The following is a 26,891-nucleotide window of genomic DNA, read 5'->3' as shown; positions in this document are numbered from 1 at the left end:
GCGACGCCGGATGGAAGCCCGGTGATCCGGTCGTGGATCTCACCTGACGTGCGGCGCAGGAGCCGGGAACGCTCTGGCACCTCGCCCGGGCGGTGCCGCGGACTCAGTTCGCCTCGGCCGTCTCCTGGGGCGGCGGGTCCAGGTGCGGAGCCAGCCAGGTCGGTACGCCGCCGAGCAGCCGGAAGAGCCGGCCCGCCTCGGCGCGCAGCCGGGTCGCCGCCTCGGGCTCGGGCTCGGAGTCCGCGAGGGCGATGAGGGCCGGAGCCGTCCCGATCAGATAGCCCAGCTCCTCCCTGATCCGCAGGCACTCGGCGAAGCCGTGACGCGCCTCCGCCAGTTCGCCCTCGCGCAGGGCGAGCAGGGCGAGATGGCGCCAGGTCGAGGAGAGCAGCAGCGCGTCCCCCTGGGCGGTGGCACCGGCGTGGGCCCTGCGGTAGGCGGCCCGTGCGGCCTGCGGCGAGTCGGCGATGTTCTGCGCGATCAGACCTCGGCGGAAGTCCAGCAACGGGCGGCCCGGCGCGGACGGGGCGAGCAGCGCGGCGGCGCGGCTCAGGGCGACGCTGGCTTCGTCCGCCCGGTCCCGGACGCCCAGAAGTGTCGACGCGTACGCCAGATGGCCGCGTTCGCAGGCCGCCGCGCCGCGTTCGGCGTCGTCATGGGCCAGCGCCTCGGCGGTGCGCAGGGCGTCCTCGGCGTCGGTCCAGCCCTGCCCGGTGTACAGGCACCGTTCGGTGAGCAGCGCGGTCCGCTGGAGTGCCGCCGCCGGATCGGTGGCGGCGTCGTGTTCGAGCAGCGCGGCGGCGTCCGTCCAGCAGGCGCGTGACCGCAGGCGCCATACCGCTGTCTGGAGCGGCGGATCGTCATCGGCTGTCGTTCCGGAACCAGACATGGCGGTATGCGCCACATTGCCCTCCCCGAGCGCGCCATCGAGCTGTTGGGTCTGGCCGCATCTCAGCACGGAATGGCACGCCGGGCCAAGGGGTCGGATCAATGTCAGGTGAAAGATTTCACAAACGAGCCGACGCGCCCGCAGGGGTGGCGGCGCCCGGAAGTCAGCTCATGCGCAGGGCGAGGAAGAAATCGAGCTTGTCCTCCAGGCGCGAAAGGTCACGCCCCGTCAACTGCTCGATTCGCCCGACCCGGTAGCGCAATGTGTTGACGTGCAGATGGAGTCGGGCGGCGCAGCGCGTCCAGGAACCGTCGCAGTCCAGGAACGTCTCCAGCGTCGGGATCAGCTCCGCGCGATGGCGCCGGTCGTAGTCGCGCAGCGGGTCGAGCAGCCGTGCGGTGAACGCGCGGCGCACGTCGTCGGGGACGAACGGCAGCAGCAGTACGTGCGATGCCAGCTCGTGGTGCCCGGCCGCGCAGACCCGGCCGGGCCGGGCAGCGGCGACCCGGCGGGCGTGCCGTGCCTCCTCCAGTGCGCCGCGCAGTCCTTCGGGCGAATGCACGGCCGCGCTGACACCCAGTGTCAGCCGCCCGTCGTCGGCGAGGCCCGCGGAGAGCGGCTCGCGGACGGCGGCGAGCAGCACACCGGCGTGCAGCGCGGGGTCGGCCTCGGCGGGCGCGCCGGACGGCGCCGCGCCCGGCTCGCCGCCCGGTGCGGGCACGGTGACGGCGGGCAGCGGTACGAGCGCCACGGCCTCGTCGCCGGTGTGGGCGACCGCGATCCGGTCCGCGGAGTCGGGACCGGTGACCGCGGGGTCGACCAGGATCTCCTCCAGCAATGCCTGGGCCACCGGGCCGCCCGCGACGGCGGGGCCGGAGCCGGCCTGGCCGCCCGTGGCGGTGGAGCCCGCCGCGTCGCCCCAGTCGACGCGTGCCACCACGACCTGCCAGTGCGGCGCCGCCCCGAGCCCGGGGAGCAGCACCGGAGCGGCGACCCGCAGCCGGGCGGCGATCTCGGCCGGCGGCGCGCCCGTCTGGACCAGCTCCAGGACCTCCTGGGCCAGCCTGCGGCGTACCGTACGGGCCGCGTCGCGCCGGTCCCGTTCGACGGCGATCAACTGGGTGACGCCCTGGAGCAGGTCCAGCCGGGCGGGCGGCCAGTCGCTCGCGTCCGCCTCGACCGCGAGCAGCCAGTCGGAGAGCACCGACTCGCGCACATCCCGCGAGGCCGGCACCGCGCCCCGCCCGGTGTTCCGGATCGGGAAGAGCGAATACGTGATGCCGTCGACGGTGGTGCGGTGCGGGGCCCGGCGGCCGCCGCGGGTGGCGGCCAGATGGTGGCCGGCGAGCGCCGCGCCGACCGGCCCGGCCAGCGGCGCGTCTCCGGCGCCCGCGATCTGCCGCCCGGTGGGGGAGAGCACCCAGGCGCGCAGGTCGAGATCGGTGCCCAGCAGATCCAGCACCACCTCGGGGCCGCCGCCCGCCGGGCCCGAGGTCATGAGCCGGCGGTGGCGGTCCACGACGGCGGCGAGATCACCCGCTCGCTCGCCCGACACCTGGCGCACCACATGCTCGGTGATCGTTGCGAACGCGACGGTCTCATGGACGGCGAAGAGCGGCAGCCGGTGCCGTCCACAGGCCTCCACCAGATCGCCGGGGACGTCACCGAGCTCCGCCTCGCCGGCCGCGACCCCGGCGACCCCGGCGCCTGCCAGGATGCGTACGAACGGCTCCGAATCCGTCGCGTCCCGGCGCCAGGCAAGGCCCGTCAGGACCAGCTCGCCGCCCGACAGATAGCGGCTGGGATCCCGCAGGTCAGTGGTCATCACGCCACGGACGGAGCGGTCCAGCTCGTCCTCGCCGCCGAGCAGCCGCAGGCCCAGCGCGTCGGTCTCCAGCAGTGCGCGCAGCCGCATCTCGTCGCCGCCGATCTCTTTCGTTGGTGCGGGTGAAAACTGGGTATTGCGGTGAGGTCACCGATCCCCGCCATTCGTTCGAATCTACAAGACGGAGAGAGCGGCCAGCCAACTCCTTCATGGTTTCGGTGACTGCACCGGGTGGAGCACGGCTTGTGTACTTGGCCCCACACCGCGTCAACAACACATGAACGACCAGTCGAGGGCCGGCCGTCCCCAGCCCCAGCGAACGACCGATTGAGAAGAAGAGAGCCACTCATGGACTTCCTTCGCCCCGCCAGCTGGGAGGAGGCGCTCGCCGCCAAGGCCGAGCACCCGACGGCTGTGCCCATTGCGGGTGGCACCGATGTGATGGTCGAGATCAACTTCGACCACCGGCGGCCCGAGTACCTCCTGGACCTGAACCGCATCGGAGAGCTGTCCGAATGGGAGGTGGGCCGGGAGAGCGTACGGCTCGGCGCCTCCGTACCGTACAGCCAGATCATGGAGCACCTGCGCGCCGAGCTGCCCGGACTCGCGCTCGCCTCGCACACCGTCGCCTCGCCGCAGATCCGCAACCGCGGCGGCGTCGGCGGCAACCTGGGGACCGCCTCGCCCGCCGGTGACGCCCATCCCGCGCTGCTCGCGGCGGGCGCCGAGGTCGAGGCCGAATCCGTACGCGGGACGAGGATGATCCCGATCGACGCCTTCTACACCGGCGTCAAGCGCAACGCCCTCGCCCCGGACGAGCTGATCCGGGCCGTGCACATCAAGAAGGCCGACGGACCGCAGCAGTACTCCAAGGTCGGCACCCGCAACGCGATGGTCATCGCCGTCTGCGCCTTCGGCCTGGCCCTGCACCCCGAGACCCGCACGGTGCGCACCGGCATCGGCTCGGCCGCCCCCACACCCGTACGGGCGAAGGAGGCCGAGGAATTCCTGAACGCCGCGCTCGAAGAGGGCGGTTTCTGGGACAGCCGCACGATCATCACCCCGTCCATCGCCTCGCGGTTCGCCGCGCTCGCCGCCGGTGCCTGCAACCCGATCGACGATGTGCGCGGCACCGCGAGCTATCGCAGACACGCGGTGGGGATCATGGCCCGCCGCACCCTCGGCTGGACCTGGGAGTCGTACCGCGGCAACGGCCGCAGCACCGAAGGAGCTGCCTGATCATGCGCGTCAATTTCACGGTCAACGGCCGCAGGCACGAGGCGGACGACGTCTGGGAGGGCGAGTCCCTCCTCTACGTGCTGCGTGAGCGGATGGGCCTGCCGGGCTCGAAGAACGCCTGCGAGCAGGGCGAGTGCGGATCGTGCACGGTCCGTCTGGACGGTGTCCCGGTCTGCTCCTGTCTGGTCGCCGCGGGGCAGGTGGAGGGCCGCGAGGTCGTCACCGTGGAGGGCCTCGCCGACTTCGCGGCCCACCGTTCCCAGGAACACCCCGGCAGTGGCTGCGCCTCCGGCGCCTGCGGCACCGCACTCGACAAGGCGCGGCGGTGGGAGGCCGAGCCGACCGGCGAGGAGAGCCGGGACACCGGCGAACTCTCACCGATCCAGCAGGCGTTCATCGATGCCGGAGCCGTCCAGTGCGGCTTCTGCACCCCCGGCCTGCTGATCGCCGCCGACGAGCTGCTCGAACGCAACCCGGAGCCGTCCGACGCGGACATCCGCGAGGCGCTCTCCGGCAACCTCTGCCGCTGCACCGGCTACGAGAAGATCCTCGACGCGGTCCGCCTCGCGGCCGCCCGCGCGGAAGAAACGGTCTGACGATGGGCGTTACCGGCAACCCCACCAGCATCAACCAGGGCACCCGCACCAAGGGCGGCATCGGCGAGTCCACGCTGCGCCCCGACGGCATCCTCAAGGTCACCGGAGAGTTCGCGTACTCCTCCGACATGTGGCACGAGGACATGCTCTGGGGCCACACGCTGCGCTCCACGGTCGCGCACGCCGAGATCGTCTCCATCGACATCTCGGAGGCGCTCGCCACGTCCGGCGTCTACGCCGTACTCACCTACGACGACCTGCCGGCCTCGGTGAAGAACTACGGGCTGGAGATCCAGGACACCCCGGTCCTCGCCCACGGCAAGGTCCGCCATCACGGCGAACCGGTGGCGCTCGTCGCCGCCGACCACCCGGAGACGGCCCGTCGCGCCGCGGCGAAGATCAGGATCGACTACCGCGAGCTGCCCGTCGTCACCGACGAGGCCTCCGCCCTCGCACCCGACGCCCCTCTCGTCCACGAGGGCCGCGACGACCACCACGCGGGGCACGTACCGCACCCCAACATCGTCCACCGGCAGCCCATCGTGCGCGGCGACGCGGACGCGGCGGCGGCCCGTGCCGATGTCGTGGTCAGCGGCGAATACGTCTTCGGCATGCAGGACCAGGCCTTCCTCGGCCCCGAGTCCGGCCTGGCCGTGCCCGCCGAGGACGGCGGCGTCGACCTGTACGTCGCCACGCAGTGGCTCCACTCCGACCTGCGCCAGATCGCTCCCGTCCTCGGCCTGCCCGAGGACAAGGTCCGCATGACGCTCTCCGGAGTCGGCGGCGCCTTCGGCGGCCGCGAGGACCTGTCGATGCAGATCCACGCCTGTCTGCTGGCCCTGCGCACCGGCAAGCCGGTCAAGATCGTCTACAACCGGTTCGAGTCCTTCTTCGGCCATGTGCACCGGCACCCCGCCAAGCTCTGGTACGAGCACGGCGCGACGCGCGACGGCAAGCTGACCCATATGAAGTGCCGCATCGTGCTGGACGGCGGGGCATACGCTTCCGCCTCACCGGCCGTCGTCGGCAACGCCTCCTCGCTCAGCGTCGGCCCGTACGTCATCGACGACGTCGACATCGAGGCGATCGCGCTCTACACCAACAACCCGCCGTGCGGCGCCATGCGCGGCTTCGGCGCGGTCCAGGCCTGCTTCGCCTACGAGGCCCAGATGGACAAGCTGGCCGCCGAACTCTCCATGGATCCGGTCGAGTTCAGGCAGCTCAACGCCATGGAGCAGGGCACCCTCCTGCCGACCGGACAGGTCGTCGACTCGCCCGCCCCGGTCGCCGAGCTGCTGCGCCGGGTGAAGGCCAGGCCGCTGCCGCCCGAGCGCCAGTGGGAGGTGGCCGGCGAGCAGGCCGACGTACGGGCCCTGCCCGGCGGGCTGTCCAACACCACTCACGGCGAAGGCGTCGTACGCGGCGTCGGCTACGCGGTCGGCCTGAAGAACGTCGGCTTCTCCGAAGGCTTCGACGACTACTCCACCGCCCGCGTGCGCATGGAGGTCATCGGTGGCGAACCCGTCGCGACCGTGCACACCGCCATGGCCGAGGTCGGGCAGGGCGGCGTCACCGTCCACGCCCAGATCGCCCGGACCGAACTCGGCGTCGCCCAGGTCACCATCCACCCGGCCGACACACAGGTCGGCTCGGCCGGCTCCACCTCCGCCTCCCGGCAGACGTATGTCACCGGCGGCGCGGTGAAGCACTCCTGCGAGGCCGTGCGCGAGAAGGTCCTGGAGATCGGCCGTCGCAAGTTCGGTACGTATCACCCCGCGTGGGCCACCGCCGAACTGCTCCTGGAAGACGGCAAGGTCGTCACCGACGGCGGCGAGGTGCTGGCCGACCTGGTCGACGTGCTGGAGGACGAGGCGGTCGACATCGAGCTGGAGTGGCGCCACCGGCCCACCGAGGCGTTCGACCTCCGTACCGGACAGGGCAACGGCCACGTCCAGTACTCCTTCGCCGCCCACCGCGCGGTCGTCGAGGTCGACACCGAACTCGGTCTGGTCAAGGTCATCGAACTGGCCTGCGCCCAGGACGTCGGCAAGGCACTCAACCCGCTGTCGGTCGTGGGCCAGATCCAGGGCGGCACCATCCAGGGAATGGGTATCGCCGTCATGGAGGAGATCGTCGTCGACCCGAAGACCGCGAAGGTGCGCAACCCCTCCTTCACGGACTACCTGCTCCCCACCATCCTCGACACGCCGACCATCCCGGTCGATGTGCTCGAACTCGCCGACGACCACGCCCCGTACGGGCTGCGCGGCATCGGTGAGGCGCCCACCCTGTCGTCGACCCCGGCCGTCCTCGCGGCGATCCGGAACGCGACGGGCCTGGAGCTCAACAGGACACCGGTACGACCCGAGCACCTCACGGGCACCTGAGTCACAGCTCCCCTCGAACCCTCCGGGCGGTGCGCGCCTCCCAGGAACGTCACACTTCCGTCGCCCGTACCGCCCGGAGATCCCAAGTGCCATACCGCTCACGGCCGTTGTCCCATCGAGCAGTACCGCAGTACCTGCACATTCCACTCTGCATGAACAGTTCGCCTCGGGCCGTCCCCCGGGTCGTGCCGCCAGCGCAGTCATCCCAAATCCCGCATATCGATTCTTCATCGCGGGTGCCCCTGTGAACCTTGGGAGTCAGGCATCATGACCCAGCAGTCAGTGGAGTCCGAGACCACCGCGGAGGAAGCGGGCCACGGCTCGCGCGTCCCCGCCGGAAGATCTTGGCTCGACCGGTACTTTCACATATCCGAACGAGGATCCACCGTCGCGCGCGAAGTGCGCGGCGGCGTCACGACCTTCATGGCCATGGCGTACATCCTTCTGCTCAACCCGCTGATCCTGTCCGGCAAGGACGCCGCGGGCGACACACTGGGCCAGAAGGCCCTGATCACCGCCACCGCGTTCGCCGCCGCGCTCACCACGCTCCTGATGGGCTTCGTGGGCAAGGTGCCGCTGGCCCTCGCCGCGGGCCTGTCGGTCTCCGGTGTGATCTCCTCGCAGGTCGCCCCGGCGATGACATGGTCTCAGGCCATGGGCATGTGCGTGATGTACGGCGTAGTGATCATGCTTCTGGTCGTCACGGGCCTCCGTGAGATGATCATGAACGCGATCCCGCTCGCGCTCAAGCACGGCATCACGATGGGCATCGGCCTTTTCATCGCCCTGATCGGTCTCTACAAGTCCGGCTTCGTGCACACCGGCAAGGCCACCCCGCTCGCCCTGGGCCCCACCGGTGAACTCGCCGGCTGGCCGGTCCTGCTCTTCGCGGGCACCCTGCTCCTGATCTTCATGCTGCAGGCGCGCAACATCCCCGGCGCGATCCTGATCGGCATCATCACCGGCACGATCGTCGCGATGATCCTCAACGCGCTCGACGTGATCAAGCCCGAGCAGTGGGCCAACGGTGCCCCCGAACTGCACGGCGGCGCGGTCTCGACGCCCGACTTCTCGCTCTTCGGACACGTCGAGTTCGGCGGCTGGGGTTCCGTCGGCGCCATGACGGTCGGCATGATCGTCTTCACGCTGGTCCTCGCCGGGTTCTTCGACGCGATGGCCACCATCATCGGTGTCGGCACCGAGGCCGGGCTCGCCGACGACAAGGGCCGCATGCCGGGTCTGTCCAAGGCCCTGTTCATCGACGGCGCCGGCGGAGCCATCGGCGGCATCGCGGGCGGCTCCGGCCAGACCGTGTTCGTCGAGTCGGCCACCGGTGTCGGCGAAGGGGCCCGCACCGGCCTCGCCTCGGCCGTCACGGGACTGTTCTTCGCGGCCTGCCTGTTCTTCACGCCGGTCACCGCGATCGTCCCGCAGGAGGTGGCGTCCGCCGCGCTCGTCGTCATCGGGGCCATGATGATGATGAACGCCCGGCACGTCGACTGGGCCGACCGCGCCACCGCGATCCCGGTCTTCCTGACCGTGGTCCTGATGCCCTTCACGTACACCATCACCACCGGTGTCGCCGCGGGCGTCATCTCCTGGGTCGCCATCAAGATCGCCCAGGGCAGGGTCCGGGAGATCGGGGCCTTCATGTGGGGCCTGACGGTGATCTTCCTCGTGTACTTCGCACTGCATCCGATCGAGGGGTGGCTGGGCGTCCACTGACGCGTCGGCACAGCCCTTCACACAACCGCTGAGGAGACCGAAGATGCTGGACATCGCCGCAGAGCTCAATCGGTGGGTCGAGCAGGGACGAGAATTCGCCGTGGCCACCGTCGTGGCGGTCGGCGGGAGCGCGCCCCGGCAGCCGGGAGCCGCCCTCGCCGTCGACCGCGACGGCACGGCGATCGGATCGGTCTCCGGCGGGTGTGTGGAGGGCGCGGTGTACGAGCTGTGCGAGCAGGCCCTCGACGACGGCGAAACCGTGCGGGAGCAGTTCGGCTACAGCGACGAGGACGCCTTCGCGGTCGGTCTGACCTGCGGCGGCATCATCGACATCCTGGTGACACCGGTCCGTGCGGACGACCCCGCACGGACCGTGATCGCCGGAGCCCTCGCCGCCGCCGCGCGGGGGGAGGCGGCGGCGGTGGCCAGGGTCACCGAGGGGCCCGCGGAGCTCCTCGGCCGCCCTCTGCTCGTCCGCCCCGACGGATCGTACGAGGGAGGGCTCGGCGGGCATCCGGAGCTGGACCGCACCGCGGCGGCCGACGCCCGCGCGATGCTGGACGCCGGCCGCACCGGTTCCGTCACCATCGGTGCCGACGGTTCGCGCTGCGGACAGCCGCTCACCCTGCTCGTCGAATCGAGCGTCCCGCCGCCCCGGATGATCGTCTTCGGGGCCATCGACTTCGCCTCGGCGCTGGTCCGGGCGGGGAAGTTCCTCGGGTACCACGTCACATTGTGCGACGCCCGCCCCGTCTTCGCCACGCAGGCCCGCTTCCCCGAGGCCGACGAACTGGTCGTCGACTGGCCGCACCGCTATCTCGCGGCCACCGATGTCGACGCACGCACCGTCCTGTGCGTCCTCACCCATGACGCCAAGTTCGATGTCCCGCTGCTGGAACTGGCGTTGAGACTGCCGGTGGCGTACGTCGGCGCGATGGGCTCGCGCCGCACCCACCTGGAGCGCAACGACCGGCTGCGCGACATCGGCGTCACGGAGCTGGAACTGGCCAGGCTGCACTCGCCGATCGGCCTCGACCTCGGCGCCCGTACCCCCGAGGAGACCGCGCTGTCGATCGCCGCCGAGATCGTCGCCGACCGGCGCGGCGGCAGCGGCGTGCCGCTCAAGGGCGCGCACACTCCAATCCACCACGAAGGCGGCCGGCCGCCGAACGCAGTGATCACGTCCGTGGCCTGAACCGTGCCCTGAACCACGGCTGATCGCGGGCGGGTTGCCGCCACGGCGGCTTCACGCCAGGTGTGAACTCGTCCGTAGCCGTGCTTTTGCCGGTAGATCAGCTGCATGACATTCACACCCTCCTCCGCTTCCGGTCGGGCGAGACCCGCTCGTGCGGGTCGCCGGGCTCTGCTCATAGCGACTTCGGTCGCCCTGGTGAGCGGCGCGCTGCTTCCCGCGGCGGGCTCCGCCTCCGCCTCGGTCCCCGCCTCCTCCGCGGACCGGCCCGGGTCCCTCGGACGCCAGGCCGCCGCACCCGTCAAGGACGCCGTCAAGGAGTACGACATCACCCTGCTCACGGGCGATGTCGTGCACTACACGGACGGCGTCGGCAAGCAGGACACCGTCACCGTGGACCGCCCCGACGGCGCGGTCGGCGGCGTGCACGTCCAGCAGGCCGGTGACGATCTCTACGTCCTGCCCGACGAGGCCGGTTCCCTGCTCGCGGCGGGGAAGCTGGACCGCCGGCTGTTCAACGTCTCGGCCCTCGCCCGGATGGGGTACGACGACAAGAGATCGGGCGGCATCCCGGTGATCGCCACCTACCCGGCGAGCCGGGGCCGTTCACTGCCCGCCGCCCCGCGCGGCGCCAAGAAGATCCGCACCCTGGACAGCATTCACGGTGCCGCGCTGAAGGCCGGCAAGGACACCGTCCGGGCCTTCTGGAACGACATCGCCCGCACCTCCACGGCCCGTTCGCTGGACAACGGCATCGACAGACTCTGGCTCGACGGCCGGGTGGAAGCAGCGCTCAAGGACTCCGTTCCGCAGGTCAACGCCCCCCAGGCATGGGCCGAGGGATACGACGGCAAGGGTTCCAAGGTCGCCGTCCTGGACACCGGCATCGACGCCACCCACCCGGACGTCAAGGACCGCATCCTCGAAACCAAGAGCTTCGTGCCGGGCGAGGAGGTCGTCGACAAGAACGGCCACGGCACGCATGTCGCCTCCACGATCGCGGGCTCGGGCGCCGCGTCGGAGGGGGTCAACAAGGGCGTGGCGCCGGGCGCCGGGCTGATCATCGGCAAGGTGCTCGGCGACTCCGGATCCGGTGAGGACTCCGGCATCATCGAGGCCATGGAGTGGGCGAAGGCCGAAGGCGCCGACGTCGTCTCCATGAGCCTCGGTTCCAGCATCCCGGACGACGGCTCCGACCCGATGTCCCAGGCCGTCGACGCACTCTCCGCCGACGGCGGGCCGCTCTTCGTGATCGCCGCGGGCAACTCCTACGGCGCGGGCACCATCGGCTCGCCCGGCTCGGCACAGAAGGCCCTGACCGTCGCCGCCGTGGACAAGAAGGACAAGCGCGCGGACTTCTCCTCGATGGGCCCGCTCGTCAGGTCCTACGGTCTGAAGCCCGACCTGTCCGCACCGGGTGTGGACATCAACGCCGCGGCCTCGCAGTCGGTCCCGGGCGTGAACGGGATGTACCGGTCGATGTCCGGTACGTCGATGGCGACCCCGCACGTCGCGGGCGCCGCGGCGATTCTGAAGCAGCGTCACCCCGACTGGTCCGGTCAGCGGATCAAGGACGCGCTGATGAGCTCGTCGAAGAGGCTCGACGCCTACACCCCGTACGAGCAGGGGACCGGCCGGCTCGACGTGAAGGCGGCGGTCGACACCACGATCGAGGCCACCGGATCCGTCGAGGTCGCCTCCTACCAGTGGCCGCACTCCGCGTCCGACCCGGTCGCCCGGCGGACCATCACCTACCGCAACATCGGGTCGAAGGACGTCACGCTCGACCTGGCCATGGACACGGACGCCGAGGCCTACACCCTGTCGACGAAGCGGCTGACCGTCCCGGCCGGTTCCACCGCCGAGGCCGTGCTCTCGCTGGACCCGTCGAAGGTGGCGAACGACACCCGGTTCTCCGGTCAGGTCATCGCCACGGACGCGGCGGGCACCACCGTCGCGCACACCGGGTTCGCCCTGTACAAGGAGCAGGAGCTGTACGACCTGACGCTCCGGCTCCGTGACCGCGCGGGCAAGCCGATGGACGGGGTGGTCGTCCTCGCCGCGCTCGGCGACCGGGATCTGGGCCTGGTCCAGGTGTCCGGAGAGACCACGCTGCGGCTGCCGCCGGGCAATTACACCGCGTGGACGTCCGCCGACGTCGCCGGCGACCGCGCCGACTCGAAGGCCGTGGCCTTCCTCGCAGCCCCGGAGACCATCCTCGACAAGGCGACCACGGTCACCCTCGACGCTTCCAAGGCCCACAAGATCGGCGTGCGGACCCCGAAGGAGACCGAAACCCGGCAGCTGCGATATGACATGGCACGCACCGCGCCGGACGGCACCGTCCAGCGCGACGCGTACCAGATCCCGTTGATCTACGACCAGCTGTGGGCGAGCCCCACCAAGAAGGTCACGCAGGGCAGTTTCTCCTTCCTGACCCGCTGGCGGCAGGGCGAGAAGCAGATCGGCCTGACGGCCGACGGCCGGGACGTGCCGGTCACCGTGCAGCTCGGCTCGTTCGTCGCCGAGAACAGTGAGAAGAAGCCGGCCGGTGTCTTCGCGGGCAACGGTGCCGTGGCCGATTACGACGGCCTGAACGTCAAGGGCAAGGCCGTCGTGATCCGCCGCAGCGACACGGTCGCTCCCGCCGACCGGCTCGCCAACGCCGTGGCCGCGGGCGCCGAGGCGCTGTTCGTCGTCAACGACGGCGACGGCGTCCTGATGGAGAGCTACACCCCGTACGGGACCACGGGTGCCATCCCGGTCGCCTCGGTCCAGCGCCTGGCGGGCGAGGACCTGATCAAGGCCGTGCAGGCCGGCGGGAAGCTGACGATCGCTCAGCACAAGTTCGCCCGCTACGTGTATGACCTGGTCGACCGCCACGACGGTGCCGTCCCGGACCGTTCCCTGGAGTTCGCCCCTTCGGCGCGTCAGCTGGCGAAGGTGGAGAACACCTTCTACGGCCACAAGGACATGCTCGGCGGAGGCTACCGCTACGACATCCCGGACTACGGCCCGGGGATCGGCTTCGAGGAGTACGAGAAGTTCCCCGGCACCCGCGACGAGTGGGTCACCCCGCTCCCGGGTGCCTCCTTCTGGTACGAGAACCATTCGATCCTCGACGCCGACCGATCGGGCGGCGCGCAGGAGATGCGCAGCGGTGAGCTGGACTACACGGCGGGCCGTACCTACCCCGCCCAATGGTTCGCGCCGATCACCCGGCCACGTCTGGGCACCGGCTACTGGGGTCCGTTCCGTTCCGTCTACAACGACATCCAGTTCAACTTCACCCCGTGGACGGACTCGGGTGCGGGGCACTCGGGCTCGATGCCCGAGGACGAGTACGACACCACCACCACGGCCTTCTACCAGGGCGACACCCTGATCAAGAAGGTCAAGGGCCGGGCCGGATTCGCCTGGGACGTCTCGCCCGAGAAGCTGCCGTACCGCTTCGTGCTCGACTCCACCCGGGACGGTGACATGTGGAAGACCTCGACCCGCACCCACACCGAGTGGAACTTCGTCTCGGGCGCCATGGACGAGAACGGCCCGTACCAGGCCGACATCCCGATGCTGCAGCTGGACTACAAGGTCGACACCGACCTCGCCGGTGACGTCGAGGCCGGCAAGTGGACCGAGATCGGTCTCACCTCCGGTACGCAGGAGTGGCTGGAGGGCGCGGTGAAGGCCACCAAGGCCTCGCTGTCGGTCAGCTACGACGACGGCAGGACCTGGGAGGCGGTTCAGCTGCGCAAGGACGCGGCCGGTTCCTGGACCGCCAGGTTCAAGACGCCGAAGGCTGGCAGCTCCTTCGTTTCGCTGAAGGCGCACGCCGAGGCGGCCGACGGGCTGGGCGTCGACCAGGAGATCATCAGGGCGTTCGGCCTGAAGTGAGCCGCTGAGGTACGCCCTCGGGGCGTGCCACGCACTCCGACCGGGTGCGTGGCACGCCTCTTTCCATGCTTCGTGCATGACTGCACCGGAACGGGAAGCCGTTCGTGGTCCGCGACGGCGCCGGAGTGGCGCGCTCGATGGAGGTCGCGCGGGCGGCCGGGGCACACATGCTGTGGCGGGACACCCTGGTCCTGGGGCGCTCCGGGGAACGCGGCGGCAGCGTGCGGGCCACCACTCGGGTCACGTACGACGGGAAGGACCTGCTGGTCGAGGACCTGGGCCCGACCGAGCCGGAGATCCGCGAACTCCCCGGTATCCTCGGCCCCCATCGTGTCATCGGTTCGGTCACCTCGCTCGGCGCGGGCCGGCGGGCCCGCCCCACCCGTACCGCACGGAGCCGGCGGGACCGGGGCACGTTCAGGCGAGTCCTGCCATGAGTTCGGCGAAGGCGAGGGCGGAGGCGCGGGAGTCGCAGAGCCGATCCAGCCGCGCCAGCGCCAGTTTGCGGCGGAAGGGGCCGGTGCGGGAGTCGTCGCCGGCGTCGTGGAGCATCTCGGTCATCCAGCGTGAGAACTCCTGATAATTCCATGTGCGATGCAGGCAGGTGCGGGAGTAGGAATTCAGTCCGGACTCGTCTCCGTGGGCGATGAAGTCGCGTACGGCGCGCGCGAACACCTCGGCGTCGTACAGGGCGAGGTTCATTCCCTTGCCGCCCACGGGCGACACCACATGGGCCGCGTCGCCGGCCAGGAACAGCCTGCCGTAACGCATCGGCTCGTGGACGACGCTCCGCAGCGGAAAGTCGACCTTCTCGGTGATCGGGCCTGCCACCAGGCCGTCCTCGTCCAGCCGGGTCCGCAGGTGCTGCCATACCCGGTCGTCCGGCCAGTCGTCCGCCCGGTCGGTGGGCGCGCACTGCAGGTAGAAGCGGCTGGCGAGGGGACCGCGCGCGAAGTGTCCGGCGTAGCCATGACGGCTTATCGCCATCAGGGGGTGAGGCGGGGGCGCTACCTCGGCGAGTACGGTCAGCCAGGAGATCCCGTGATCGAACGGGTAGGCCGTCAGTTCCCCCTCGGGCACGGCGGCTCGGCTGGCCCCGTGGTCGCCGTCGCACCCGGCTACGAAATCGCATGCGATCTCGTGCACGGTCCCGTCCGGACTGCGGTAGCGGACAGTCGGACGCCGGCCGGTGAGCCCGTCCAAGGCCACTTCGGACGATTCGAAGCGCAGATCGCCACCGCCGTCGAGGAAGGTCGCGATCAAATTGGCAACGAGTACCTGCTGGGGGCACAGCAGCGCCTGAGGGCCGTCGTCGTCGGCGCCGAACCGCAGCAGGCGGCGCCGACCGTCCACCCGGACCTCCAGGACGTCGTCGGACGGGGCTCCGCCGAGGACACGGGCATCCAGCCCCCAGTCCTGGAACATGCGTACGGCGCGTGTCTCGACGATGCCGGCGCGCTGCCGCTGCTCCGCGTATGCACGGCTCTGCCGTTCCAGCACCACGCAGGGAATTCCGGCGCCGTGGAGCAGGTTGGCCACGGTCAGACCGGCCGGCCCCGCCCCCACGACCACTACGCAGGTCTCCTCCTGCACCGGCTGCGTCATGTCGGCTCCCTCTGCCTGGACAGCCCAAGAAAGACCCATCAACTTACGGCATTGATACGCCCGTTGCCAGAACGGCTGTCGTGCAGCGAACCGTGCGTGCCGTGGGCCGGATGGAAGCACACGTGGCCGTTGAGGCTGGTGGCCGGCCATGCATGAGGGGAGCCGGACAACGGCTCCGTGCGCCGAGGGACCTGTGAAACGTATTCCGGATGCGTCTGTCCTCTCGACCGAGATCCGGGGGAAGGGTAGTGCTGTCGCGCAGTGTGATCGACCGCCACGCGGAGGAGCACGATCGTGTCCTGGGAGCCGGAGTCCTCCTGCGTGGTGACAAGGACCAGGGACTGTTCGGGGGAGCGTGCGGGTACGAGAATCTGCTGGGTGACAGTGAGCTCGCCGACCAGTGGATGACGCAGTCGGTACGCGTCCGCTTCGCACGGCCCGGCATCCGGCCGCCGGGTACGGAGAGGTGCGCTCGTCGATCCTCGGCGACGCACTGTTCGGTGCCGGCAGCCGGAGACTGGCCGAGGCCCACGGCCGCGCCCACGTCTACGAGTTCGCCTGGCGTTCACTCGCCGTCGACGGCCGGCTCGGCGCCGCACACACGGTGGAGCTGCCCTTCGTGTTCGACCGGCTCGGCCTTCCGGCGCTGCGCGGGCAACGAGGACTGCCGGGGCCGGCCGAACCGCCCGCCGCGCTGGCCGAGGAGATGCATGCGACATGGGTCGCGTTCGCCCGGACCGGCGACCCCGGCTGGCCACCGTTCAGCCGGGAACGACGGATCCGCCGATTCGACAGCGGCGGGGGCAGCTGACCGGGGCGGTGAGGCGGATTTGAACGGTACTTTCTCCCAAGGGAGTTGCCGGTTCACCACACCACCGGTCGTGGCGGCCTCCTCACCGCCGTGACCGGCCGACCGCGCCGCGTGCCACCACCGCCGCACACAGCAGCGCGGGCAGCGCCGCGACCGCGAAACAGGCGGCCGGCGACAGCCGGTCCACCAGCGGCCCCACCAGCGCGGTGCCCAACGAGGACCCCGCGTTGACCGCTGTGTTGACCCACGCACCCGCCTGCGTGCGACTGCCCTCGCCCACGGACTCGTCGGCGGCGAGATACGCCGTGGTCAGGGCCGGTGCGACGAACACCCCGGCCGCCGCGACCGCCGCGACCAGCACGTACACATCGGGTGACAGGCCCGCCACGGCCATCGCCAGCCCGAGGCCGGCGGCCGGTACGGGCAGCCCCATCCGGTTCGACGCACGCCAGGAGACGGCACCGTGGGCGAGCCCGCCGACCGCGCTCCCGGCGGAGAGCGCGGCCATCACCCACGCCACCGCCGCGCCCCGGTGGTGCTGCTCGGTGAACGCCACCACCAGCAGATCCAGGGCCCCCAGACACAGCCCCACGGCGCCCGCCACCACCGCGGCGTGCCGCAGCCCGACGACGCCGAGCAGCCGCTGCGTTCGGGGTGCGCCCCGCGGAGCGACGGCCTTCGCGGCCGACGGCCTCGTGCCGACGTCGCGCACCACGGGCGAGGACACCAGCGCCAGGGTGCCCACCAGCACGAGTGCGGCACTGATCGCGACGCCCGCCGCGGGCACGGCGAACCCGATCACCACTCCCACCATCAACGGCCCGGTGACGAAGAGCAGTTCCTCCGCGACGCCGTCCAGGCTGTAGGCGCGCTGCAACAGTTCCCGTTCCGGTACGAGAGTGGTCCACAGGGTCCGCATCACCGGGCCCAGCGGCGGTGTGCAGGCGCCCGCCGTCACGGCGAGCGCCCCCAGCAGGAGCGAGGAGGTTCCCGGCCGCCAGGTGGCGTACGCCAGGGCGCCGAGCAGTGCCGCGTAGACACCGGCCATCGGGGGCAGGGCCCGGCGCGGCCCGTACCGGTCGATCAGCGCGGCGCGGGCGGGGGACAGGAAGACACTGGTGGCCCCGAACAGGGCCATGACGGTGCCCGCGACGGAGTAGGAGCTGGTGGTGTCCTTCACCGCCAGCATCAGGGAGAGGGAGACCATCCCGTACGAGAGCCGCCCCAGCAGTGCGGAACCGAACGTGCGGGAGGCATGACGGGTACGCAGGACGGCGGCGTACGAAGGGGCGCGCGAGGGCGCGGGCGAGGGTGAAAGCACGAGGGTATTCCTCAGTCGGGCAGCGCTGTGCACGGCACTGCGGGCATGCGGGGACTCCGAAGGGCCGCACCCGGTGGGACGGGGTGCGGTGCGGGCGGAGTCCTACGCACGGGAGAGGAACATGCCGGTCAACGTACCAGGGAGGGTCGAGGGCCGGAAAGGCTGTTCCAGGGGAGGGGCGATGGTCGAAATCCGCTGTGAGGTGTGACGTGGCGTCGGGTAGCGTCGGAGCCCATGTCACCCTTCCCTTCCCGCCATCGTCCCCCCTACGACGCGGACGAGCGGACCCAGCTCGTCGGCTGGCTCGACACGCAGCGCGCGGTCGCTCGCTGGAAGTGCGAAGGACTGACGGAGACGGACGCCCATCGCGCTGTCCTGCCGTCCTCGCCGCTCATGACGGTGGCGGGTGTCATGTCACACCTCCGTTGGGCCGAGCACCTCTGGTACGAGGTCGTCCTGCTGGGCCGCCCGGCCGTGGGGCCCGTGTTCGACGGGCCCGAGGACGCCGACATGATGGTCGAGGGCGTCCCGCTCGCAGAGCTCCTCGACGACTACGACCGGCAGATCGCGTTGTCGAACGAGATCATCGCGGCACGGTCGCTCGACGACGTGGGCCGGCACCCGGACTTCGACGCCTCGGCCGCGAGCCTGCGCTGGATCACGTTCCACATGATCGAGGAAACCGCCCGGCACGCGGGTCACCTGGACGCCATCAGAGAGATCCTGGACGGCAAGACGGGTCACTACTGACCGTGCTCGGCCGCTTCGCCGGCCCGTACCACTCGACGAGGTGCCGGATCTCGCCGCCCGCCCGGAATGCGGGTCTGATGGAATCGCGGCATGACAAAGCCGCCGAACCGGTTCCTCCGAGCACTGGATCGCTTCCACGCCGCCCACCCCTGGGACCACAACGCGCACTACCACCGGTGGATTCTGCGGCAGTTGCCCAGGGGGTGCGACAGGGCCCTCGACGTCGGCTCGGGCAGCGGAGATCTGGCCCGGCTCCTGGCGGAGCGCGCGAAGGCGGTGCACGGTATCGACTCCGACCCGGGCATCGTGGCACGGGCGCGTGAACTGACCGCCCCGCACGCCCCGGTGGCCTTCACCGTCGCGGACGCGCCGAGCGGGATACCACCAGGCCCGTACGACGTCATCACCTGCGTCGCCACGGTCCACCATCTGCCGTTCACCGAGGCGCTCACCCGGTTCCGGGGGCATCTGGCCCCCGGCGGAACTCTGGTGGTGGTCGGTCTGTTCCGGGAGTCGACCCCCGGTGACCGCCTACTGGCTCTCGCTTCCGTTCCGCTGAATGCCGCCATGGCCCTGATCAAGAACAAGGGGCGCAAGTCGTCCCGCCCCGACTCGATGACCGCCGTGACCCGGCCGGCGGAGATGACCTTCGCCGACATCGTTCGCGAGGCGCGTCGGGTGTTGCCCGGTGCCCGGCTGAGGCGCAGGCTGTTCTGGCGCTACACACTCGTATGGCGCGAAGGCTCCGGCGAGCGCCGACCGCAATGAGAGCCGGAAGCCGCACCGCACCGTGACGAGGAGAGGGAACGGACTGCGATGAGGAAGATCGTTCTGATGATGTCGATGTCCCTCGACGGCTTCATCGAGGGACCGGGCCGTGAGATCGACTGGCACCTCGTCGACGACGAACTGCACCGCCACTTCAATCAGCAGCTCAAGGCGATGGGCGGCTTCCTGGACGGCCGGGTGACCTATGAGCTGATGGCGGAGTTCTGGCCGACCGCCGACGCCGATCCCGCGAATGCCGGACCCGTCGCGGAATTCGCCGGCATCTGGCGGGACATGCCCAAGATCGTGTTCTCCCGGACGCTGGAGCGGGCCGACTGGAACACCACCATCATGCGTGCCGTCGACGTGGACGAGATCACGGCTCTCAAGGCACGGCCCGGTGGAGACCTGGCCGTCGGAGGTGCCGGTCTCGCGGCGTCGTTCATGCGTCACGACCTGATCGACGAGTACCACCTCTACGTCCATCCCGTTCGCATCGGGCGGGGCAAGCCCCTCTTCCCGGTGGAGGATGCCCGGACCCACCTCCGCCTGACCGGGAGCCGGACCTTCGGCAACGGGGTCGTGCTCCTGCGCTACGAGCGCCCCGCGGCTGCTCCACCGGAATGAACTCCACGGGTCGTGACGGCGTCCCCGCCGTTCCGCCGGGCGTTGAGGGGAGTTCTCACCGTATAACTGCCGCACCGTCGGGAGAGCCGACGAACCGAAGAACCGAAGAAGCGGCGAAAGGACTGGCGATGACACTGGGCGTCGAGGACCGCATGGCCATCACGGAACTGATCGGCCTGCACGGGCACCTGGTCGATGACGGTGAACTGGACCGGCTGCAAGAGCTGTTCACCGCCGATGTCGTCTACGACGCCACCGATCTGGGGCACGGGGCGTTGCATGGTCCGGCAGCCGTCCGGGACGCGGCACGGGCGATGAGGGAGCACGGCACCGTGGGGCACCACGTCACGAACATCGTCCTCACCGAGGTGAGCGACGGTCAGGTGCGCGCCCGGTCCAAGGGGATCGGGGCCAGGGCGGACGGCACGTGCGGAAGCGTGACGTACGAGGACCTGATCGTGCGCGGTGCGAAGGGGTGGCGCATCAGCCGCCGCAAGGTCGCCGTACGACGCAAGCCGTCCGACCGGGACCAGCCGCCCGCATGACATGTCACATGTGCTCGAACAGCGCGGGCCGACGCCGGGTGTGAGTAGTTGAGGTACAGGAAATCCCGGTGGGATTGAGCACGGTCGACCGGCACACCGGGCGCGGGCGCCGCCGGGGACGACGCCGCCCACCTCGCGGCCCCCAAGGGCGAAGGCGCCGGCCCGGCCATCCGTCCTCGTTGTTCCTGCTCGTCCTCGCGCTCCGCATCTGCCCTGCCTCTGCTGATCGCTTCGTCCGGCGCCGTACAAGGACGATAGCTGCTAAAAGTGACACTTAATTTCGAATCTGCAATATAAGTTCAGGAGCCATCAATCTGGACATTCAGGGGCGTATTCCAGTCAGGGGCTGTGAAGGCGGTGGTCATGTGCGGCAGCTTTACAGGATCGTCGTTCTGTAAAGCCGGGACGGAACGATGCAATGGCCGCACTGGGGGACATCGAAATGTTTGTTCAGTGCAACGCCACCCAGGTGGTTGCGGAGTGACCTCCCGGTTCGACCCGTGAATCAAGGAGAACCTGTGATCTCGAAAACGAAGAAGGTTGCGCGCTCCGTGGCCGTGGCGTTCGCCGCGGTCGCCACGTTCACCATGACCATGCCGACCGGCAACGCCTTCGCCATCGACCATGTCCCCTGTCGCGGTGGGGAGAATTTCCTGAAGATCTGGTCGCACAACGGCGGAAGTCAGAGTGTGGACTGCTACGCGAACGCTGGGAGGACCGACTTCGGTGGGTGGTGGATCGACAAGATCTCCACCGGGAACAACGACCTGATCTACTACGACGCCAATGGTGATTCGGTGAAGATCGAGCGTTGGCATGAGATTTCCTTCCCGAACCGTCAGCCGAAGGTGACCGCCATCGAAATTTTGTGACGAGTCGACAATTCGAAGAAGTGACGACGATTTGGCACGTCGGCTTCAAGAGATGGTCATTTCTGCGAACGGGCCATTCCTGAACATCGCCGTTTCCGGGGCGCGCACCGGTTTTCCATAGCGCGTGAAGCGGCCTCTGCCGGGGCCGCACCGCCGATGCAGGTCCGTCTTCCTGAACCGTTCCTACGGAGACATGCGTTCGTGCGCACCGGCCACGTGTCCTCGCGCCGTGTCCTCGCGCCGGTCCAAGGGCTCTCCCGTAGTTCCCGGTGGATCGGTGCGCCCCTCCCGGACCCGGCCGGCGGCGCCCTTCCCGCACCCGGCCGACGGCGTCCCTCCCGCGGCCGGGAGGGGCACCGTCAGCCGGGATCGGGCACCAGGCCGCGGGTCGCGCGGACCTCGGGGGCCGCGTCAGGCGTTCAGCATCCCCGACGTGTCGATGACCTGACGGATCGCCCGGCCGGAGGCCAGCTCCTCCATCGCCGCGTTGATGCCGGTCAGCGGCAGCGTGCCCGTGTGCATCTGCTCGACCGGCATCAGGCCCGCGCGCCACAGGTCCAGGAACCTCGGTATGTCACGGCGCGGGACCGCGTCGCCCATGTACGAGCCCAGCAGGGACTTGCCCTCGCCCGCGAACGCCAGGGCGGGGACCTCCAGGACCCGGTCGGGGGCGGGCAGGCCCACCGACACCACCTTGCCGCCCCGGGCCACGGCAGTCAGGCACGCGGCCGTCACCTTGGGGCTGCCCACCGCCTCCACCGCCAACTCCGCCCCGCCGCCGGTGAGTTCGCGGACCGCCTCGATCGCCTCGTCGGGGGCGTACGCATGCGTCGCCCCCAGCCGGACGGCCAGTTCGCGCTTCTCCCGGACCGGGTCGACCGCGATGATCGGATACGCGCCCGCGGCACGGGCGCCCAGGACCGCGGACAGGCCCACGCCGCCCAGGCCGTGGACGACCGTCGACTGCCCGGGGCGCAGGGCCGCCGTGTTGATCACGGCACCCGCGCCCGTCAGGACCGCGCAGCCGAACATCGACGCCACCGTGAACGGGATGTCCTTGGGGATCACCACCACCGATTCCTGGGCCAGCACCGCGTGTTCGGAGAACGCGGAGACGCCCAGCTGGTGGTGGACCGGGGCGCCGGAGGCGTCGGTCAGGAGCGAAGGGCCGTGCAGCAGCGCACCGGATCCGTTCGCCGCCGCCGCCCGGGCGCACAGGGCTGGCCGCCCCGCCGCGCAGTCGGCGCAGAAGCCGCAGCTGGGCACGAAGACCAGGGCCACATGGTCACCGGGGGAGACCCGGCCGACGCCCGGTCCGGTCTCCTGGACGACGCCCACCGCCTCGTGGCCCAGTGCCATCGGCAGCGGGCGGACCCGGTCGCCGTTGACCACCGACAGGTCCGAGTGGCAGAGCGAGGCGGCCGCGACACGGACCAGCACCTCACCCTCGCGCGGGGCGCCCAGCTCCAGTTCCTCCACCTCGACCGGGCGGGTCCCGGAGTAGGGGCGGGCCGTCGATGTCGCGCGCAGCACCACCGCACGGGTCTTCATGCGCGCACCTCCGGACGCGGGGCGCAGCGCAGCACGTCGCGGCTCTCCAGCAGCGGGACGACCTTGCCGAGCACGATCTCCTGGAAGTGCGGGGTGGCGCAGTGCGTGGTGAAGTCGGCCTCGGAGGCGTACTCCTCGTACAGCACGATCGCCCGCGGGTCCTCGGTGCCCTGGTGGACCCGGTAGGCGAGGTTGCCCGGTTCCTGGCGGGAGGCGGTGGCCATGGTGTCGAGCAGGGGGAGGACGGTGTTCTCCTCGCCCTCCCTGGTGCGGTAGCGGGCGACGACGACGTATGTCATGGGGGCTTACTCCTGGGGTGGTGCGGCGGGCCTCTTCAGGGCGGTGGGCGGGACCGGCGGCAGCTGGTCCCGGCGCAGGTGCCAGAGGCGGGGGTCGGACGTGGCGGCGGCGGCCGACCCGAGGGCCAGCGCGAGCGCCACGTCCGCGGGGGTCTCCACGAAACCCGCGGCGATGGACGGGGACATCGCGCGCTGTGCCTGCGCGCTCATCCGGGCGATGATCGGGGCGGGCATGATCTCGACCAGGTCCGGCGCCCCGCGCGAGATCGCGTCCGTGGAGCGGCGCAGATTGGACCGGTCGGTGACGAACACCTTCATCATCGTCAGCAGGCCGAGCGGGCGGCCCTTCTCTATCAAGGAGAGCCGGGTGCTGACCACGCCGTGCGCGCCCATGTTCTTGATGAACTCCAGCGCGCCCCGGTCCTGAGCCAGACCGGGGCTGCTGTCCACGTTCACGAACACGGTTTTCCCCGCCCGGCCCAGCGCCGGCACGACCTGGGGCAGCTGCCCCACCGCGAGCGAGGCGACGATGCACACCTTCGCCGGTGCGGTCAGGAACTGCCGCAGCGGCTGCGTGCCGACGACCGACGCGACGACCGGCACCTCGGCGAAGGCCGAGGCGAGCCGGGGGTCGAGCACGGCACCGGACCGGGACGGGGAGGGGGTCATGGCAAGTACCTGCCTGGGGAAGGAGGGTTCGCGGCTGCTGAGATCAGTTCAGCGGAGACGTACCGAATCGGCTGGGAAGACCCAGCTTGCCAGGGTTGAGAATGCCCTTCGGGTCCAGGGCCTTCTTCACCGCGACGAAGGTCGCGAAGCCCGCCCCGAGGGATTCCTCCAGGTAGGGGCCGCGCAGCAGACCGCAGCCGTGGTGGTGGCTGAGCGCCGCCGCGTGCTTGATGAGCACAGCGTTGGCCGCGTCCCACACCGCGCGGTACCAGTCGCGGCGCGACTCGGGAGCGACGTTTCCGCGGAGCGAGAAGTAGACGCAGGCGCCGTCGGTGTACGCGTGGGACTGGTGGGCCGAGGCGGCCAGGGTGCCGTCCACCGACTGGATCGCGGCGACCACCTCGTCGTAGATCACCGGCAGGTCGGTCCAGGACGCGGCCATCTCCAGGGTGTCGGCGACGAAGCCCGGACCGGGCTTGAAGCCGTCGGCGGACTTGCCGACCAGCATCCGCTCGTCCAGCCAGCGCTCGAAGACGGCCTGGCTGTCCAGCTCGGGGCCGTACTCCTCGCAGACCTCCTTCGCGACCTCGATCGAGGCGTCGACGATGGCCCGGTCGCCCTCGTCGGCGATCAGCAGCAGGTTGGTCTCCGGGTGGCCGAAGTGGGTGCCGGACTCCAGGGCGTCGTACAGCCGCAGCACGGCCGGGGTCGCACCGCGCTGCATGATCCGGCGGCAGGCGTCCAGGCCCTCGGCGAAGGTCTTGAAGCCGAACGCGACGGCGCTGGCGTACTCCGGCAGCGGGTGGACGCGCAGCCGCGCCGAGACGATCACACCGAGCGTGCCCTCGGAGCCGACGAACAGCTGGCGCAGGTCCGGACCGACCGCGGCTCGGGCGTAGTCGCCGTACGTGGCACGCGTACCGTCCGCGTGCACGACGTCGACGCCGACGACCATGTCCTCGATCTTGCCGTATCGCGTGGAGAGCTGGCCGGCGCCGCGGCAGGCGATCCAGCCGCCGACCGTGGACACGGCGAAGGCGGACGGCCAGTGGCCCGTGGTGACGCCGTACTCCTCCTGGAGCTGCTTCTCGAAGAGGTCGCCGAACATGCCGGCCTGGACGTCCACGATGTTGGACTCGGCGTCGAAGCCGGTGATGCGGTTCAGTCCGCAGACGTCCAGGACGACGCCGCCGAAGACGGGGAGCGCGGCGCCCGTGACGTTGGAACGTCCCGCGGACGGGGTGACCGGGATGCCGGCCTCGTGGCAGATCCGCAGCACGGCCGCGACCTGGTCGGCGTCGGCCGCCTCGACGACCACGGCGTCCGGCGTCGCCGGACGGCCCTCGGTCTCGCCGATCATCGAGCCGGCCCACCAGTCGCGGGTCCGGGTGACGACCTCCTCGCGCGAGGTGTGCACGGCGTGCGCGGCCTCGCGCAGCGCCTCGATCACGGCCCCGGGGACCTCGACCGGGTTCACCTGGAGGGCGGCCCCGCCGTCCCCGATCGGGGTGTTCTGCGCCCACTTGGCGAAGCTGGGAGCGCCGATCGTGTAGTTGCCCCGGTTGAACGGGTGGGTGATGGTCTGACGGCTGATCATGCTGCTGTCCCTTCGAGGAGTACGGACTTTTCGTGACGGACGGCTGCGAGGTACTCGGAGACCGAACGCTCCACCTCGGCCTCCGAGAGGTTCAGTTCCCGGCCGAGGATCGCGCCGACGGCCTCGGCGGCGTCGACGGACGCGTCCCGGGCGAACAGCCGGGCCCGCGTCCGGCGGGAGAGCACGTCGTCGACGGAGCGGGCCAGTTCGGCGCGGGCCGCGTAGACGACCTCGGCCTTGGTGTAGGGGAGTCCCGCGACGACCGGTTCGGCCAGTGCCGGGTCGTCCTGGATGAGGTCGCCGACGAAGCGGGCCTCCGTGCCGAAGCGCTCGCCGAGGTGCGCGGCGATGCCACCGGACGCGGCGACGGCCTCGGCGTCGTAACCGGCGCCGCCGAGCAGCGGAAGGTCGGTGGTGCGGCTCTTCCCCCTGCGGCCGAGGACCGTCATCACCTTGTCGATGACGAGCTCGCCCATGTGCCGGCTGGTGGTGAGCTTGCCGCCGGTCACCGTCACCATGCCGGTGCGGCCGACGGTGATGTGGTGGTCGCGGCGCATGTCGAGCGTCGCGCCCTCCTTGCCGCCGACCAGCGGGCGCAGACCGCCGATGGAGCCGACCACGTCGTCCGGGGTGAGCTTCCCCTCGAAGGCCGTGTTGGCGCCCTCCAGCAGGAAGTCCATCTCCTCGCGGGTGCAGTGCACGTCGTCGGGGGAGCCCTGGTAGTCCTCGTCGGTGGTGCCCAGCACGACGCTGTTGCCCCAGCGGGTGCAGGTCGCGCGGCGGGCCCGGCCGGGGATCGGCACGGTGACCGTGCAGTTGATCCGGACCTTGTCCCAGGGCACCACGATGTGGACGCCCTTGGCGGGCCTGACCTGCGGCCTGTGGCCGTCGTCCGCCTTCGCGTCGAGTTCGTCGGTCCACACCCCGGTGGCGTTGACGACGGCCCGCGCGCGGATGTCGAGGGTGTCGCCGTCCGCCGTGACCCGGGCGCCGGACACCTTGCCCATCTGCATCAGCAGGCCTTCGGCCCTGGCGCCGTTGAGGACCGTCACGCCGAGCGCGGCGGCGGTGCGGACGATGGTGAGGACGAGCCGGGCGTCATCGGTACGGGCGTCGAAGTACATCAGCCCGCCCTTGAGGTTCTCCGCGCGCAGCGTCGGCGCCTGCGCGAGGACCTCCGGCACGGTGAGCCGCTGGTGGAGCTTGCCGATCCGCCAGCCGCCGACCAGGTCGTACGTCCACAGCAGGCCCTCGAAACCCTTGGCGAGGCGGGCGTCGAAGATGCCCTCCTTCTCCAGGATCGGGAAGAGGAACGGCAGCCGGTGCACCAGATGCGGGGCGTTCTTGCGGAAGCGGTGGCGCTCCAGGAGCGAGTGGCGGACCAGGTTGACGTTGCCCTGCTCGATGTAGCGCAGGCCGCCGTGCACCATCTTCGAGGACTTCGACGACGTGCCGGAGGCGAAGTCGTCCTTCTCGATCAGTGCCGCGCGCAGACCGCGCGAGGCCGCGTCGAGCACGGCGTACGCCCCGGTGATGCCGCCGCCGATGACGAGCACGTCGTACGTGTCGTCGGCCAGCCGGCGCTTGAGGGCCGCCCGGTCGAGCAGCAGGGGCGTTCGGCGGGTCGCCGCGGCGCTGCGCCGCGGTTTCCGGGCGGGCATGGTGATCACAACATCAACTCCTGGTGTTTCGGTGCGGTGGCCGCGTGGTCGGGTACGGGCCACCGGTG

Annotated in this window: 21 protein-coding genes and 1 pseudogene; 13 read left to right on the top strand and 9 right to left on the bottom strand. The window is 70.6% G+C overall.

The window, feature by feature from the left end:
• Window positions 1-103: 103 nt before the first annotated feature.
• Both ACIQCZ_RS14725 and ACIQCZ_RS14720 read right to left on the bottom strand, forming a co-directional pair.
• On the bottom strand, window positions 104-889 hold the full coding sequence (locus ACIQCZ_RS14725) for a hypothetical protein (RefSeq protein WP_402282471.1): 786 nt from the start codon (window positions 887-889) through the stop codon (window positions 104-106).
• A gap of 163 nt (window positions 890-1,052) precedes the next feature.
• Window positions 1,053-2,804: a PucR family transcriptional regulator gene (locus ACIQCZ_RS14720; RefSeq protein WP_402282470.1), complete on the bottom strand. Its 1,752-nt coding sequence runs from the start codon at window positions 2,802-2,804 to the stop codon at window positions 1,053-1,055.
• A gap of 258 nt (window positions 2,805-3,062) precedes the next feature.
• On the opposite strand from ACIQCZ_RS14720, the gene ACIQCZ_RS14715 reads away from it, so the two are divergent.
• The 7 genes and pseudogenes from ACIQCZ_RS14715 to ACIQCZ_RS14685 form a co-directional block, all read left to right on the top strand.
• Complete coding sequence (locus ACIQCZ_RS14715) at window positions 3,063-3,953, top strand: FAD binding domain-containing protein (RefSeq protein ID WP_402282468.1); 891 nt, start codon at window positions 3,063-3,065, stop codon at window positions 3,951-3,953.
• Between the two features lie 2 nt (window positions 3,954-3,955).
• Window positions 3,956-4,549: a (2Fe-2S)-binding protein gene (locus ACIQCZ_RS14710; protein WP_376271737.1), complete on the top strand. Its 594-nt coding sequence runs from the start codon at window positions 3,956-3,958 to the stop codon at window positions 4,547-4,549.
• Window positions 4,550-4,551: 2 nt separating this feature from the next.
• Window positions 4,552-6,936 carry a xanthine dehydrogenase family protein molybdopterin-binding subunit gene (locus ACIQCZ_RS14705; protein ID WP_402282466.1) on the top strand — a complete coding sequence of 795 codons (2,385 nt, stop codon included), beginning with the start codon at window positions 4,552-4,554 and terminating at the stop codon, window positions 6,934-6,936.
• A 267-nt stretch (window positions 6,937-7,203) separates the two neighbouring features.
• The gene (locus tag ACIQCZ_RS14700; protein WP_402282464.1) at window positions 7,204-8,661 is read left to right on the top strand and encodes an NCS2 family permease; all 1,458 of its coding nucleotides are present in this window, start codon (window positions 7,204-7,206) and stop codon (window positions 8,659-8,661) included.
• A 43-nt stretch (window positions 8,662-8,704) separates the two neighbouring features.
• Window positions 8,705-9,856, top strand: coding sequence for an XdhC family protein (locus ACIQCZ_RS14695; protein ID WP_402282462.1), 1,152 nt, complete (start codon window positions 8,705-8,707; stop codon window positions 9,854-9,856).
• A 105-nt stretch (window positions 9,857-9,961) separates the two neighbouring features.
• A complete protein-coding gene (locus ACIQCZ_RS14690; RefSeq protein ID WP_402282460.1) occupies window positions 9,962-13,747 on the top strand; it encodes a S8 family serine peptidase in 3,786 nt (1,261 codons plus the stop codon).
• A gap of 89 nt (window positions 13,748-13,836) precedes the next feature.
• Window positions 13,837-14,159, top strand: a pseudogene (locus ACIQCZ_RS14685) (urease accessory protein UreD); the annotation flags it as partial.
• A gap of 5 nt (window positions 14,160-14,164) precedes the next feature.
• Here ACIQCZ_RS14685 and ACIQCZ_RS14680 read toward each other — a convergent pair.
• Window positions 14,165-15,352 carry a 4-hydroxybenzoate 3-monooxygenase gene (locus ACIQCZ_RS14680; protein ID WP_402282459.1) on the bottom strand — a complete coding sequence of 396 codons (1,188 nt, stop codon included), beginning with the start codon at window positions 15,350-15,352 and terminating at the stop codon, window positions 14,165-14,167.
• 400 nt (window positions 15,353-15,752) lie between these two features.
• Between ACIQCZ_RS14680 and ACIQCZ_RS14675 the strand changes: the two genes are divergently transcribed.
• The gene (locus ACIQCZ_RS14675) at window positions 15,753-16,163 is read left to right on the top strand and encodes a hypothetical protein (RefSeq protein WP_402282457.1); all 411 of its coding nucleotides are present in this window, start codon (window positions 15,753-15,755) and stop codon (window positions 16,161-16,163) included.
• Window positions 16,164-16,245: 82 nt separating this feature from the next.
• Here ACIQCZ_RS14675 and ACIQCZ_RS14670 read toward each other — a convergent pair whose 3' ends face one another.
• Complete coding sequence (locus tag ACIQCZ_RS14670) at window positions 16,246-17,484, bottom strand: MFS transporter (RefSeq protein WP_402282455.1); 1,239 nt, start codon at window positions 17,482-17,484, stop codon at window positions 16,246-16,248.
• 234 nt (window positions 17,485-17,718) lie between these two features.
• Between ACIQCZ_RS14670 and ACIQCZ_RS14665 the strand changes: the two genes are divergently transcribed.
• From ACIQCZ_RS14665 to ACIQCZ_RS14645, 5 genes are all read left to right on the top strand, one after another.
• Window positions 17,719-18,234 (top strand): DinB family protein, encoded by a 516-nt coding sequence (locus tag ACIQCZ_RS14665; RefSeq protein ID WP_402282453.1) that lies wholly within the window; start codon window positions 17,719-17,721, stop codon window positions 18,232-18,234.
• A gap of 90 nt (window positions 18,235-18,324) precedes the next feature.
• A complete protein-coding gene (locus tag ACIQCZ_RS14660; RefSeq protein ID WP_402282452.1) occupies window positions 18,325-19,002 on the top strand; it encodes a class I SAM-dependent methyltransferase in 678 nt (225 codons plus the stop codon).
• Window positions 19,003-19,050: 48 nt separating this feature from the next.
• A complete protein-coding gene (locus ACIQCZ_RS14655) occupies window positions 19,051-19,629 on the top strand; it encodes a dihydrofolate reductase family protein (RefSeq protein ID WP_402282450.1) in 579 nt (192 codons plus the stop codon).
• A 128-nt stretch (window positions 19,630-19,757) separates the two neighbouring features.
• Window positions 19,758-20,174 (top strand): nuclear transport factor 2 family protein, encoded by a 417-nt coding sequence (locus ACIQCZ_RS14650; protein WP_402282449.1) that lies wholly within the window; start codon window positions 19,758-19,760, stop codon window positions 20,172-20,174.
• A gap of 518 nt (window positions 20,175-20,692) precedes the next feature.
• Window positions 20,693-21,046 carry a beta/gamma crystallin domain-containing protein gene (locus tag ACIQCZ_RS14645; protein ID WP_402282448.1) on the top strand — a complete coding sequence of 118 codons (354 nt, stop codon included), beginning with the start codon at window positions 20,693-20,695 and terminating at the stop codon, window positions 21,044-21,046.
• Window positions 21,047-21,457: 411 nt separating this feature from the next.
• Here ACIQCZ_RS14645 and ACIQCZ_RS14640 read toward each other — a convergent pair whose 3' ends face one another.
• The 5 genes from ACIQCZ_RS14640 to ACIQCZ_RS14620 are packed head-to-tail and all read right to left on the bottom strand — an operon-like array spanning window position 21,458 to window position 26,832.
• On the bottom strand, window positions 21,458-22,597 hold the full coding sequence (locus tag ACIQCZ_RS14640) for a zinc-binding dehydrogenase (RefSeq protein ID WP_402282446.1): 1,140 nt from the start codon (window positions 22,595-22,597) through the stop codon (window positions 21,458-21,460).
• On the bottom strand, window positions 22,594-22,896 hold the full coding sequence (locus tag ACIQCZ_RS14635; RefSeq protein WP_376292493.1) for a putative quinol monooxygenase: 303 nt from the start codon (window positions 22,894-22,896) through the stop codon (window positions 22,594-22,596). The genes ACIQCZ_RS14640 and ACIQCZ_RS14635 overlap by 4 nt, the downstream gene beginning before the upstream one ends.
• Before the next feature lie 6 nt (window positions 22,897-22,902).
• Complete coding sequence (locus tag ACIQCZ_RS14630) at window positions 22,903-23,565, bottom strand: glycerol-3-phosphate responsive antiterminator (protein ID WP_351073683.1); 663 nt, start codon at window positions 23,563-23,565, stop codon at window positions 22,903-22,905.
• A 43-nt stretch (window positions 23,566-23,608) separates the two neighbouring features.
• Entirely contained in the window at window positions 23,609-25,162 is a 1,554-nt protein-coding gene (locus tag ACIQCZ_RS14625) for an FAD-binding oxidoreductase (protein WP_402282444.1), read from the bottom strand.
• Entirely contained in the window at window positions 25,159-26,832 is a 1,674-nt protein-coding gene (locus ACIQCZ_RS14620; protein ID WP_402282443.1) for an FAD-dependent oxidoreductase, read from the bottom strand. Before ACIQCZ_RS14620 ends, ACIQCZ_RS14625 begins: the two co-directional genes overlap by 4 nt.
• Window positions 26,833-26,891: the final 59 nt, after the last annotated feature.

This window comes from Streptomyces sp. NPDC093149 (assembly GCF_044754145.1).
Taxonomy (GTDB): domain Bacteria; phylum Actinomycetota; class Actinomycetes; order Streptomycetales; family Streptomycetaceae; genus Streptomyces.
This window is presented reverse-complemented; position numbering and strand designations above follow the sequence as displayed.

Bases quoted from the DNA above. Each gene is read 5' to 3' on its own strand.
- ACIQCZ_RS14725 (WP_402282471.1), bottom strand. From the start codon at position 889: ATGTCTGGTTCCGGAACGACAGCCGATGACGATCCGCCGCTCCAGACA.
- ACIQCZ_RS14720 (WP_402282470.1), bottom strand. From the start codon at position 2,804: ATGCGGCTGCGCGCACTGCTGGAGACCGACGCGCTGGGCCTGCGGCTG.
- ACIQCZ_RS14715 (WP_402282468.1), top strand. From the start codon at position 3,063: ATGGACTTCCTTCGCCCCGCCAGCTGGGAGGAGGCGCTCGCCGCCAAG.
- ACIQCZ_RS14710 (WP_376271737.1), top strand. From the start codon at position 3,956: ATGCGCGTCAATTTCACGGTCAACGGCCGCAGGCACGAGGCGGACGAC.
- ACIQCZ_RS14705 (WP_402282466.1), top strand. From the start codon at position 4,552: ATGGGCGTTACCGGCAACCCCACCAGCATCAACCAGGGCACCCGCACC.
- ACIQCZ_RS14700 (WP_402282464.1), top strand. From the start codon at position 7,204: ATGACCCAGCAGTCAGTGGAGTCCGAGACCACCGCGGAGGAAGCGGGC.
- ACIQCZ_RS14695 (WP_402282462.1), top strand. From the start codon at position 8,705: ATGCTGGACATCGCCGCAGAGCTCAATCGGTGGGTCGAGCAGGGACGA.
- ACIQCZ_RS14690 (WP_402282460.1), top strand. From the start codon at position 9,962: ATGACATTCACACCCTCCTCCGCTTCCGGTCGGGCGAGACCCGCTCGT.
- ACIQCZ_RS14680 (WP_402282459.1), bottom strand. From the start codon at position 15,352: ATGACGCAGCCGGTGCAGGAGGAGACCTGCGTAGTGGTCGTGGGGGCG.
- ACIQCZ_RS14665 (WP_402282453.1), top strand. From the start codon at position 17,719: ATGTCACCCTTCCCTTCCCGCCATCGTCCCCCCTACGACGCGGACGAG.
- ACIQCZ_RS14660 (WP_402282452.1), top strand. From the start codon at position 18,325: ATGACAAAGCCGCCGAACCGGTTCCTCCGAGCACTGGATCGCTTCCAC.
- ACIQCZ_RS14655 (WP_402282450.1), top strand. From the start codon at position 19,051: ATGAGGAAGATCGTTCTGATGATGTCGATGTCCCTCGACGGCTTCATC.
- ACIQCZ_RS14650 (WP_402282449.1), top strand. From the start codon at position 19,758: ATGACACTGGGCGTCGAGGACCGCATGGCCATCACGGAACTGATCGGC.
- ACIQCZ_RS14640 (WP_402282446.1), bottom strand. From the start codon at position 22,597: ATGAAGACCCGTGCGGTGGTGCTGCGCGCGACATCGACGGCCCGCCCC.
- ACIQCZ_RS14635 (WP_376292493.1), bottom strand. From the start codon at position 22,896: ATGACATACGTCGTCGTCGCCCGCTACCGCACCAGGGAGGGCGAGGAG.
- ACIQCZ_RS14630 (WP_351073683.1), bottom strand. From the start codon at position 23,565: ATGACCCCCTCCCCGTCCCGGTCCGGTGCCGTGCTCGACCCCCGGCTC.
- ACIQCZ_RS14625 (WP_402282444.1), bottom strand. From the start codon at position 25,162: ATGATCAGCCGTCAGACCATCACCCACCCGTTCAACCGGGGCAACTAC.